The following is an 11,907-nucleotide window of genomic DNA, read 5'->3' as shown; positions in this document are numbered from 1 at the left end:
TCGAAGCTGTCGCGCGCTCGCAAAAAACTGAAGCAATTAATGATGGAGGACGCCTCATGAAAAAGAAAGAGATCGATGTCGATGACCTGCTGAAGCGGCATTTACCGAAGCCTTCGATAAAAGCACGGCTGGCAGCCGAGGTGCGGACGACGGCGCAGCTGAAAAAGGAACTCGATGAACTGACGACCCGGATCCATGGGAAGCGCGAGATGACCGGCGTCACCGGCGAGAACTGGCCCGGCAAACTCGAACCGCTGGTACTCGCCGCAGCGTTCCTGCTTCGCGGCGAAGGCGACGCCGAGCGAGTCGCCAGGCTGGCGGACGAGTTTGCAGGACAGCAGGTCCAGACCGTCGCCGTGCGCTTCACGCTACATCGATTGGTGTGGCGCGGCCTCCTCACGGAGAAAAACCGGCAGTTCACCGTCACCCCGGAAGGCGAACGGGCGTTAACCCAGGTCCGGGAAGCGGCCAAACGGTGGATTCAAGCGCTGGAACGACGATAAAAGGGGAAGAAACCACAAGAAGCACAAAGGGCACAAGAGAGTTTGATCTTTCTTGTACCTTTTGTGCTTCTTGTGGTTTCTTCGCTTTTTCTACGACTCGATCTGGCGAAGGATATCCAAGGGCTTGCGATCGAGGATGCCGAGGCTGGCAAGCCAGCCCGTCAGGATGGTCAGGACGGTCGTGATGGCTCCGGCGGCGATCACGGGAAGCCAGGAGAATCCGTAAGGCGTGTCGAGCAGCTCGCGGATCAGGATCGACGAAGCAATGCCCGCCAACGCGCCTCCGATGAGGCCCGCCACCGATCCGATCACCGCGAATTCCGCGCAGAACATCTTTACCAGAGTGGACCGCGTTGCGCCGATCGTTCGAAGGATGGCGACTTCGCGCATTCTCCGGTATCGCGTGCCGGCGACGCTCGAGGCGAGCACCACCAGGCCGCCGAAGATAGCGAACGCGGAAACGAAACGGACAGCCAGGCTGACGCGATCCATCACGTCTTGAAGGATGTCCAGGATATCCGCCGCGTTGACCACCGTCACGGTCGGGAACTTCTCGAAAATGTGCCCCTGAATTCGCGCAATATCTTCTGGCCGCGCGCGCAGCGCGCCATAGTAGACCGCCGAAAAATTGTCGAGCGTTCCCGGTGACAGGATGAACTGGTTGTTGGCGCCGATGCGGACGGCGTCCGTTTTCCGGATGTTGGCCACTCTGGCCCGGATGTCGCCGCCTTCGGCGGTCCATTCCACCACGCTTCCCACTTTCAACCCCAGCGCCATCGCCGCCGCTTCCTGCACCGACACCATCGGTTCCTGGGGCTGCGCCGGCCACCACGCTCCGTCGAGAATCTGCGTTGCCGGAGGTATTTCGCGTGACCAGGTCAGGACAAACTGCGTGTTCAGAAAGCGCCGCGCTCCTTCTTCCAGTGGGATTTGTTCCAGCGGAACGCCGTCAATCGTGGCAATTTGTGCTGAGACGGAAGGCGACAGCGGTTGCCGGTCGAGAACGCCGCTTTCGGACGCGAGCAATTGCGTCAGGTCGTTCCGCTCATCATCCGTAATGTTGATGAGGAATAAGTTCGGCGTGTCGGGCGGAGCGGTCAGCTTTACTTCTTCCAACAAAGAATGCTGCAGAAAATAAACGCATACCGTAAACATCACGCCGATTCCGAGGCTGGCCAGAATCGCAGCCGCGTGGGCTCCCGGCCGGTAGAGATTCGCAAGGCCATGACGCAATGCCGCCGAACGCTGCAAGGACGGATGTGCGGCGGCGCGCCGGATAAGCCGCAACAGCAGCGTGCTCATGAGGCCGAGTACAAGAAGGCTTCCAAGCAGGACTGCCCCGAACACCGATGCGTATTTGACCGACGACGCCACCCATACTGCGATCGCCCAGAGTCCCGCGATGATTGCCGCCGCGGCAATAATGCTCCGGAAGTTGCGCCGCGGTGGTACCTCGCTCGAAACCTCCCTGCGGAGAATGAGAGCGGGCTTCACTTCGGCGATCGACAGGAGCGCCGGGAGTGCGAACAGAATTGAAGTCGCGATTCCCGCCGCAACGCCTTTCAACATGGCGCTCCATGGCCAGATCAAAATCACGGCGATATCGAAATAGTGCGTGACCATCCTGGCGAACGCCGCCTGCGCAAAAGCACCGATCAGCGCACCGGCCACACTTCCGGCAAGCCCGATCATCAGGGCCTGGGCAACATAGATCCGGATCACCTGGCCGGCGCGGCCGCCGATGCACTTCATGAACGCGATATTCGTCATCTTCTGGCGCAGATGACTCTGCATCGTGGCGCCAACGCCGAGGCCGGCCACAATCAGCGCAATCAGGCTGACCAGAGAAAGGAACCGCGTGGCACGATCCATCGATCGCGTCAGCTGCGGATTGGTTTCCGTGTAATCTGTGATCCGCGCCCGCCGTCCGAACGTGTCGCTGAGTTGCTGCCGGATTTGCGCCAGGTCCTGACCGGCAGGAAGCTTCAATAGAACGCGCTCGGTGATCCGGCTGCCTGGAATGATGATGCCTGCCTTCGTCAGGCCTTCCCGGGTAAACAGAACGCGGGGCCCGAGCGTAAATCCCGTCGTCATCCGATCAGGTTCTTTGGTGATGCGGGCTGCGATCTTATATTTCGAGTTTCCGACTGTCAGGTCATCGCCGGGATGAAGTTTGAGGCGCAGCAGCAGGTCATCGGAAACCGCGACGGATTGTTCGTCGAGATGAGCGGAAGGCGGGTCCAGCGTGAGCTGGCCATAAAAAGGATAGCGCGAGAGATCCGCGCCTTTGACCGAGATGAGCGTCGGCGGGCCCTGGCCTGCGGACGCCATCGACACGGTTTCGGTGACTCGCGTCGTCTGGATGCCCCTCGACCCGAGTTCGTCGATAAAACTCTTCTCCTTCGCCGACGGCTCGACCGGCATCCGCAATGAAATATCGCCGGCCATCAGGGACCGCGCTTCGCGCAGAAGCGTGTATCGCACGGATTCATTGAAACCGGCGACAGCCGTCAGCGCAGCGGCGCCCAGGGCGACCGACAATACGACGAATAAGAATTTTCCTGGAGCCGCCCGCGTCTCCCGCCACGCGATCTTAAACATGAATCCTGCCGTCCCTCAACATGATCCGCCGGCCCGCATGCGACGCGAGCATCTCGTCATGTGTGACCAGCACCAGCGTCGTGCCTTCCTGCTTGTTCAGCCGGACGAGCAGTTCCAGCACGTGCTGTCCATTCTGAGTATCCAGATTGCCGGTAGGTTCATCGGCGAGCAGAACCGCCGGCTTCATCATGAAGGCCCGGGCCAGCGCCACGCGCTGCTGCTCGCCGCCCGAAAGCTGTGCCGGATAATGGTTCCGCCGCGCCGTCAGTCCGACACTGTCCATCAGATAGTCGGCGCGCTTACTCGCGCCGTTCGTAATGCCGTTGAAGTCCATCGGGAGGAGAACGTTTTCAACGGCGGTCAGCGTTGGAATGAGGTGATACGACTGAAATACGAAGCCGAGCTTTTTTCCGCGCAGTTGCGCAAGCTCATCCTCGCGGAGCCGCGTGATTTCCTGACCATCGATGACGATGCTCCCCGAAGTCGGCGCGTCCAGGCCCGCAATCAATCCCAGCAGCGTGCTCTTGCCGCTGCCTGAAGGTCCCATGATGGCGACGAATTCCCTGGGAGCCACGTCAAAGCTGATGTCGCGAATGATTTGAACCTCATTCGCGCCGTTCCGGATGGTCTTGACCAAATTTCGGACACCGATCATGATTCGATTCTAGATGAAAACGGCATCGCTGATTTCGATGATGATGTTTTTGACGGCAGCTCAACGGCCCTCACCACAGGATTCCCGGCCCGTGATTCTCGCGTTCGGCGACAGCCTGACCGCCGGTTACGGCGTTCAGCGCGGTTCCGGATATCCGGACCGGCTCCAGGAAAAGCTCGACAGACTGGGATACAAATATCACGTGGTCGGCCTGGGCATCAGCGGCGACACCAGCGCCGGCGGCCGCGCACGCATGCGGTATGCGTTGGCGGCCAAGCCTTCGATCGTCATCCTGGAGCTTGGCGCCAATGACGGACTGCGCGGCCTTCCAACGGCTCAGATGCAGGCCAATCTGGAAGAGATGATCAAGGAGTTCCAGGCGGCCGGAGCCAAGGTGATTCTTGCAGGGATGACGCTGCCGAAGAATTACACGGCAGCCTACGTGAAGACCTTCGAGGATGTCTTCCGCGATCTGGCAAAGAAATACAACCTGCCGCTGATTCCGTTCTTCCTCGAAGGTGTCGCGGGCAATCCCAAATACACGCTCGAAGATTTCATCCACCCGAATGCCGCAGGATATGTCCTCGTGACGGACATCGTCATGAAGACGCTGCAACCCCTGCTCAAAAAATGATGGCTTTGCCCAACGTTCGAATTCAACATGGCGTGTGAGCAAAGCCGAGATTACCTCGGTCCGAACTCCTGCTCGAGCCACTTGTAGCAGTCCGGCTGCTTGTCCTTTATGGTGTCGGGCGTGAAAGAATCCCGCGCCGCGGAGCCATGAAGGTAGATTGCACCTATCATCGCGAAGTACTCGACCGGCCCGGACAGCATGGATGCGTTTGCTGGAAATTTCCCGTCGTCATGGGCCTGCTGATAGAGCTTCAGAATCTCGGCATTCCTGAATCCATCCGCCATCTTCTGGTCCTGATACGCGTGCAACAGTTCATGGAGCAGGACCGGCTTTTCCTTGTCGATGACCTCTGTTGGCAGCTGAACCCCCCGCGCGGCGTTCGTATAGATCCCGTTGCCGGTGCCTGAAACCAGATGGTTGAGCGATACCGGAACCGATTTGATGAACGCCTTTTGCTCGGGTTTCACGACGGCCTCATCCACGATATCGATCTGACGGCGGACGGATTCGATGATCGCGTCACGATCGGGTGAGGACTGGATTTCCGTGATGTCCACCAGCATCCCTTTGTAGCTGAGAGTGCGCGACAGGCGATTTGCGGTGAACGCCAGTGGAGCGGCTCCGCCGTATAAATCATTGCCTCCGCGCGTGCCCGCAGTCAGCACGGTGATTTCGCGCGTGAATGCGATTTCATCGCCATTCAGCCGGCCGCGGAACAGAATGGTGCGTTCCCCATCGGGACTCAGCACTTTGAAGGAGATCGAATTTCCGTCAGCTTTTCCAGCGGCAATGCTGAGGGGCTCGCTCTGGGGGCCCGTCTGCCGGATGGTTCCGTGAAGCGCTGTTCCATCGACGGTGAATTCGAGAGTCCAGGGAGCGTTCGGCACCCCCATCACCTGCCATTTACCTCCTGGTCCAATCTCCAGTTTTGGATAAATCGGCTTCAGATTGAAATTGGCTGTGATCGGCTGGGGCGTTGCCGCGAGCGCGCCTGGCGGCGGCAAAGCAACCGATCCCGGCGGTTGCAGCTTCGCCGTAAGGCGGCTTGGCGCATTCGCACCACCGTACAATCCGTCGCCGCCGGCTCCCGCATTTTCCGGAGTGCGGGTGAAATCAATCGTGTCGCCGTTCCTTTTTCCCGTAAAGGTGATGGCGTTGCCTGCCTGCTGGGCAACGATCTTGAACGTCAACGTATCTCCGTTCACGGTGCCGTTCATGATCTTTCCGATCGCCAGGGCCGCTCCGTTCTGCCACACACGTCCCGTCAGTGTGGCGCCGGTTTGCTTCAGGTCGAAAGTCCACGGCGGGTAAGTGACGATTGCAGCCTGCCAGACTCCTGTGAAGTCCTTGTTCTGTTGTGCGCGCGCCGGCGGAACAGAGGAGAGCGCCAATCCAAAAATCAGCAGCACGAAGGGTGATCGTGCATTTCTCATAAAACCTCCCGCGTTACGGTCAGCATGGTTCCTTGCCTGACATTGTAGGCCGGATTCATCTTTGGAGCCTGCGCTTAGTGTTCGGAAACGATCACTCCGCCTTTGATGGTGAGTTTCGTGTTGAGCATGTTCCAATAGCCGTCAAGCGGATTGCCGTCGACCACGACGATATCGGCGAGCTTCCCCTGTTCGAGCGTGCCAAGCTGATCACTCATCTCGATGTATGAAGCGGTGTTCGGTCCCATCAACTTGATGATGTCCGGCATCGAGAACATGACATTCAACGACTTCAGTTCGTGCTCGAGCCCGGCTTTCGGCAGATAGCCCGTGTCGGTGCCGTACCCGTAAACCACGCCGGCATCCCACGATGTGCGCGAATTGACAATCTTGTAGCCCGCTTCCTGGCCGCGGCCTTCACCGGCGAGGATCGATTCCGGCCATGGCTTGCCGTCGCGGAATCTCGGCTTGTTGTCGTTGGCGAAGACGCCGAAGACGGGTACGCCGAAACCGATCGTCGACAACTGTTTCACTTTGGCTGCGGCGACTCGTTTCGCATCTTCTTCAGAAAGCCAGCCGAAGTGCGGCGTGTGAACGAGCTTTGGAACACCGGCGTCCACCGCCGCCATCATCGCCTGGGGACTGACTGCGTGAATCTGAACCCAGACATTGACCTTCTTGCTCTCATCGACGATCGCCCGCAGGTTTTCGAGTTCTTTCGCCGTCGGGCCCGGCTTCGGAGTCAGCGACATCTCGCCGATAAACTTCACTCCGAGTCCCGCCAGCCGGTCCACTTCCGCGCGCGCCTTTTCGGGAGTGTTGTTCGCCAGATCCAATCGGCCCGAGGGAATGATTCTTGGTCCTTTGATAACGCCCTTATCGATGTGATCCCTTAGCGTGATGTTTCCCTCGGCCGGGCCGCCACCCGAAAGAATCGTCGTGTATCCGGCATCGAGGAGTTCCTGCATCTGCTGCTTCTCGTTTGGGCCGGTGTTGACATGGCGGTGAGCGTCGATGAACCCGGGCATCGCGGTCATGCCGTGCACATCGATGCTCTGCATACCGGAAACGCCGGGTGCCCCCGCGGCGACGGATGCAAGGCGTCCGCCTCGAATGACGATCGAACCCCGATCGATCACCGTGCCATTGCCGACGATGATGCGGGCGTTCGTGAGCACGAGATCCTGAGCGGGAAGCTTTCCTGCATTACCGAACATGCAAAGAACTGCCAGTGATGCGAGCGCAACGAGCTTTTTCATTCTGCCGATCCTCCGATCGCTGAATATCTTTTGGTGTCGCGCATTATAAGCGAAACGATAAGCGCAATTGCGATAACGCAAGTCAGGTAATACGAAAACCAGACCTCATGTCCGATCGATTTGAACCAGAGCGCGATCGATTCGGCCGGGCCGCCGAAAATCGATGTTGTGATCGCATACGGCAAGCCCACGCCGGTGGCGCGAACCGCAGTAGGAAATAATTCCGCCTTCACGACGGCATTGATCGAGGTATAACCGGCGACGATCAGCCACGCCAGCGCGATCAGAACGAACGCACCCAACCCCGTTCTGGCGGCTTGCAGCGCGCGGAGAAGCGGAATGGTAAAGATTGTTCCAAGCAGCCCGAACCAGATCAGTAAAGGTCTGCGTCCGACGCGGTCGGACAGGGCTCCATAGATCGGCTGCAGACAAAGCGCGAAAATAAGCGACCCGGCGCTGACGATCGTCGTCCGGTTGTCGCTCAGGCCGACGGAGAGCTTGAGAAACTTCTGCATATACGTCGTGTAGGTGTAAAACGCAGTTGTTCCCCCGGCCGTCAGTCCGACGACAATCAGGGCCTGCCTGGGATATCGGAGGAGCGTTCGAATGGAGCTCTCCCGCCTGGAACGCTTTTTAGTTTCGATGAATGCGTCCGTTTCAGGCAGATTGCTGCGCATCGTCAAAGCCGTGAGGGCCAGTAGTGCTCCAACGAGGAAAGGGATCCGCCAGCCCCACGCGCGCATCTGCTCCGGCGTGAGAAAGACCTGCTGAAGCACCAGCAGGATGAGAATCGCGAACAGTTGCCCGCCGATCAACGTCACGTAGTGAAAGCTGACGTAGAAGCCGCGATGTTTCTCGCCCGCGATCTCGGCAAGATATGTCGCGCTCGCGCCGTACTCTCCGCCGAGACTCAGACCCTGAATGACCCGCGCCAGCCCGAGGATGAATGGCGCGGCGGTTCCGATCGATGCAGAGGTGGGCGTCGCCGCGATCATCAGCGAACCGAAACACATCAGCAATACCGAAAGCATCAGCGCCTTGCGGCGGCCATAGTTGTCCGCAAGATGTCCGAACAGCCATCCGCCGATCGGCCGCATCACGAAGCCGATGGCGAACAGAATGGCGGCATTCAACTGCTGGATGACCGGATTGCGCCCGGGAAAGAAGGAATTCGCGAAGTACAGCGCAAAGGCGGTGTAGGCGTAGAAGTCGTACCATTCGACAAGATTTCCGATCGATCCGACGAAGATCGCCTTCAGGCGGCCGCCCACGGTTGTGAAACCGGCTGGTCCGATGGTTGAGGCTTCCCGCATGGCCGAGATTCTATGCCAGATTTCAAAACGGTGTGTATCCGGGGGAGAGTGGCTTTACTGTCCGCCTGATACAGGGGGACAGCCCGGCGCAAGCCGGGCAGGGGGTCGCTCACACACCATGTCGAAATCGATGATCTCTACCGCAGAGAGACCGCGGGAAAGTAATTGCCCACAGCCGTGCGCGTCCAGATCGCGCCGGTCCGGCGCCGCGTGGCCCAATCCGTGAAGTGATAATCGTAGGTGACTGCTCGAATCAGCCGCGGCGGTCTATCCGGGAACGGATTATTGGCCAGGAGCCCGATAACCGCGGGCTCGCCCTCCAGCAGCCTTACCAACAATTGTGAAAACCAGGGATTCTGCTGATAGTTCGAAAGCGCAGCAAACCACATCTGCCAGTCGAGGCGAGGTTGATAAGGTGCGACCCATGGCAGATGCCGGTTCACATCGCCGGGTTTGTCTCTGAATTCGTATGCCTTCCACTGCTGCCCATCGTCGCTGCCTTCGACGATGATCTCCGGCCTCGTGGTCGTCATCACGGCGAACAAGCCGTAGCTGCTCATGACGTGGTATGTCTCGGCGTGAAAATTCACCCACGCGAGAGGTTGCGGAAGTCCCGGCACAATTCCGGTCATCGTGATCAACTGCAGCGCGCCCATGACAATCAAGCCCAGACCGATCGCCGACACCAGCACAGGAGTCCGGTCCGCAGTCTTTACGGTAAATAGCGAAAGGCATAAAACAATTGTCAGAAGGTTGAAGAACGTGTAGTTCCCGGTGAGCGCGATCAGCAGCTGCAAGGCGATCGCCATCAGCGCCGCAATGGTTCGCAGCCGCTTCCCGGCAAAGAAGAGAAACGGCGCAATCAGTTCGACAAGGAACACACCAATGACTGAAACCTTCTGAAGAAATACCGGAAGAAGATTGGCATACCACGCCAGGGGCGTCGGCAGCGGTTGAGTCCAGTAGTGATACGTCAGCGCGGTAAGATTGCGCCACGTCGGATCGCCGCTCAACAGCTTGACGGCGCCGGATTCGAACATCAGCCGGAATGCCAGGAAACGGAAGACCCACAGGGCAACACGCGGAATGGGCGTCGAATACGACGGCCACCAACCCCATGGTGCGATCAATATCGCGGCAAACCCGGCTTCGAGAAGCAAAGCGTCCCATTGGAACGAATAAAAGACCTGGCCAATGGTGTCGATAGATAAATACAACACGAACAAACCGATCGTTGCCGGAAGCGGAAGGATTCGAAGAAACAGCATCACGGAAAGCGCGATTCCGGCCCAGAGCATCCCGGTGAGGAAGGCGTCGCTCGTGTTGAGCCAGGCCAGCGTCGGAAAAAGCGTGTACGCGCCGCGGCCATAATCAGCGTGAAGAGACTCGAGGTAATCGTGCGCGGGCAAAATCCCATGCGAGCCGATCAGTCCGTGGACTTGTGGCAGCAGGGAGGCAAACGCGATGAGATAGATCAGCGCGAGGCCCCGTAGAAGAGTGGAACGCATTTTCCCGCCCGTTGGGTTATTTGGTCAAGGGCCGAAGAATATCATCCAGGAGGGGCGTTTGGTCATTACGTTCCAGGTTGGGGTATTTCTCTCCCTCGCGGTAGTTCAGTCTATACGTGGCGATGGATCTCCCGTTTGCGGCGGCGAGATCGAGTGTTCCGGTATTCCTCGCATTCCGGATCTCGGTGCGTAACACGTCGGCAGAATATCGCCGGCCATTGACGGCAGTGATGCGAAATCCGGGAGCGATGCCGGCTTTTGCAGCCGGCTTGTCGGGTAAGCTATCGACCACCGTTCCTTCGGAGCCCAGTTTCAGGCCGATCGAGTAAGCGACATCCGTATACCCATGACTGTGTTCGGCGGCGATCTGGGCGTCCGACAGCTGATCCTTATATATAAGTTGGTATCCTCCCGCCACGATCCCGCCGAGCGGAGCGCCGCCGCCGACCTTTTCGATGCGCGACTGAAAGAATGTCTTCCAATCGTAGGGAGCAATACTGTTCAACGATTCGACCAGGCTGTCGAGTGTGTAGGGCTTCACCTGCGGCGGTCCGCTGGGCGCGCCCTCAAATGTGCGGCAGAAATCGTCAAGGGATTTCCGGCCACGGGTCTCGGTGCGGATGATGGTGTCGGCTTCGAGCCAGATGAGCGCGCCCTCTTCATAGAAGTCCACGCTTCGCCGCAGCGACTCCCAATCCGGACGCGCGTCGTAAAGCAACTGTGCGGAGACAGCCGTGTCCAACAGCGATCGCCAGTTCCGGCCGGCCTCATTGTCCAGTTCCGCGGCGCTGATTGCGAGAAATTGCCGGTTCAGTTCCGGTGAGATCAGACCGCTTCGCGCGGCGAGCACCCAGCCCAGATATTCGGTCAGGCCTTCATAGGCCCACAGCATGTCGGTTTTCATCGGCTGCTCGTAATCCCGCGTGGCAAGGCCTTCGGGCCGCCGGTATTTGCCGTTCCACGAATGGACATACTCGTGGGAGAGGAGCGTCGCGCCGGCGAGCAGGGAATTATCATCGGTCAGATAATTCTCTCGTGCCCGATCGTCGCTGGACTCATGGTGCTCGAGCCCGAAATGAGCAATCTGATCGCTGAGCGAGAGCAGAAAATGGTAGCTGTTGTAGTGCGTCGCGCCGAAGAGCGCCCGCGCTTCTTTTACGAGTTTTCTGAATTTATCGATGACATCGGATGAAGCGTCCAGGTCGTCGTCGCTGTCCGCGGCGATGTCGAGGTAGTGCGGCGGCAAGGCTCCAGGACTCAAATCGATTTCACGGAAGTGTTGTCCCGTGAGCACCGGAGAATCCACCAGAGTTGTCAACGAGACGGTTTTGAATTCGATGCTGTTGCCGTTAACGCTGCTTACCGGCAGCGCGGTTCCGAATTTCCAGCCCGCCGGCACCTCGAGTTGCGCCGAAACTTGAACAGCGTCGCTGGCCTTGCCCTGCGGGTAGAGCAGCAGTTGATTCCAGCTCAAGATCGCCAATTCCGAAGTGGACGATGCGGCAGCGCTGAAGCCGCTCGCGTCGGGTGTGGCAACGAAATCGAGCTTGACGTCGACGGAATTTGCCCCGGGTGGAACGGTCAGGTGAAATGAGAACAACTCCACGGAGTCGCGTTTCCACTGCAGCGTTTGTCCCTGCGCCGATATGGTCAGGCCGACAAGATCGGTTATCGGGCCGTCGGGCGCATGCTCGCCGGGAATCCATTTCGGATAGAAGAGATTGAGGGGGCCGGGGGCAGCCGGTATCGTCAGTTCGGCATGGTAGATCCTGCGCGGAGCATCGCTCGCATCGACGCGCAATTGAATCGGCTGGGCGGATCCAGCGAGAGGAAACAAAAGAACAGCCACTAAAAGCGCAAAGAGAGTTTTTTTCATGTTCTCGGCTTCTCAGAGTAAGTCGATTTCAACATGGTGTGTGAGCGACCCCCTGCCGCTTTCGCGGCTGTCCCCCTTTGTAAGGGGGACAGTAAAGCCACTCTCCCCCTGATACAGGGGGAGAGCCG

General features: G+C 58.8%; 9 protein-coding genes. 2 read left to right on the top strand and 7 right to left on the bottom strand.

What is annotated here, in order from left to right:
* The coding region (locus tag VGK48_11890; GenBank protein HEY2381870.1) for a hypothetical protein at positions 1–503 on the top strand (503 nt) is incomplete at its 5' end.
* A gap of 90 nt (positions 504–593) precedes the next feature.
* Here VGK48_11890 and VGK48_11885 read toward each other — a convergent pair.
* Complete coding sequence (locus VGK48_11885; GenBank protein HEY2381869.1) at positions 594–3,104, bottom strand: FtsX-like permease family protein; 2,511 nt, start codon at positions 3,102–3,104, stop codon at positions 594–596.
* Positions 3,097–3,759, bottom strand: coding sequence for an ABC transporter ATP-binding protein (locus VGK48_11880; GenBank protein HEY2381868.1), 663 nt, complete (start codon positions 3,757–3,759; stop codon positions 3,097–3,099). Before VGK48_11880 ends, VGK48_11885 begins: the two co-directional genes overlap by 8 nt.
* 13 nt (positions 3,760–3,772) lie before the next feature.
* Here VGK48_11880 and VGK48_11875 point away from each other — a divergent pair, with 13 nt between their 5' ends.
* Positions 3,773–4,393 (top strand): arylesterase, encoded by a 621-nt coding sequence (locus VGK48_11875; protein ID HEY2381867.1) that lies wholly within the window; start codon positions 3,773–3,775, stop codon positions 4,391–4,393.
* 50 nt (positions 4,394–4,443) lie between these two features.
* Here the strand turns inward: VGK48_11875 and VGK48_11870 are convergent, their stop codons facing one another.
* The 5 genes from VGK48_11870 to VGK48_11850 form a co-directional block, all read right to left on the bottom strand.
* A complete protein-coding gene (locus VGK48_11870; protein ID HEY2381866.1) occupies positions 4,444–5,826 on the bottom strand; it encodes a hypothetical protein in 1,383 nt (460 codons plus the stop codon).
* A 74-nt stretch (positions 5,827–5,900) separates the two neighbouring features.
* Positions 5,901–7,082 (bottom strand): amidohydrolase family protein, encoded by a 1,182-nt coding sequence (locus VGK48_11865; GenBank protein HEY2381865.1) that lies wholly within the window; start codon positions 7,080–7,082, stop codon positions 5,901–5,903.
* Complete coding sequence (locus VGK48_11860; GenBank protein ID HEY2381864.1) at positions 7,079–8,395, bottom strand: MFS transporter; 1,317 nt, start codon at positions 8,393–8,395, stop codon at positions 7,079–7,081. Before VGK48_11860 ends, VGK48_11865 begins: the two co-directional genes overlap by 4 nt.
* A gap of 137 nt (positions 8,396–8,532) precedes the next feature.
* The gene (locus VGK48_11855) at positions 8,533–9,903 is read right to left on the bottom strand and encodes a lipase maturation factor family protein (protein ID HEY2381863.1); all 1,371 of its coding nucleotides are present in this window, start codon (positions 9,901–9,903) and stop codon (positions 8,533–8,535) included.
* A gap of 16 nt (positions 9,904–9,919) precedes the next feature.
* The gene (locus tag VGK48_11850; protein ID HEY2381862.1) at positions 9,920–11,779 is read right to left on the bottom strand and encodes a M61 family peptidase; all 1,860 of its coding nucleotides are present in this window, start codon (positions 11,777–11,779) and stop codon (positions 9,920–9,922) included.
* Positions 11,780–11,907 lie beyond the last annotated feature (128 nt).

Source organism: Terriglobia bacterium (assembly GCA_036496425.1).
Taxonomy (GTDB): Bacteria; Acidobacteriota; Terriglobia; order 20CM-2-55-15; family 20CM-2-55-15; genus 20CM-2-55-15.
This window is presented reverse-complemented; position numbering and strand designations above follow the sequence as displayed.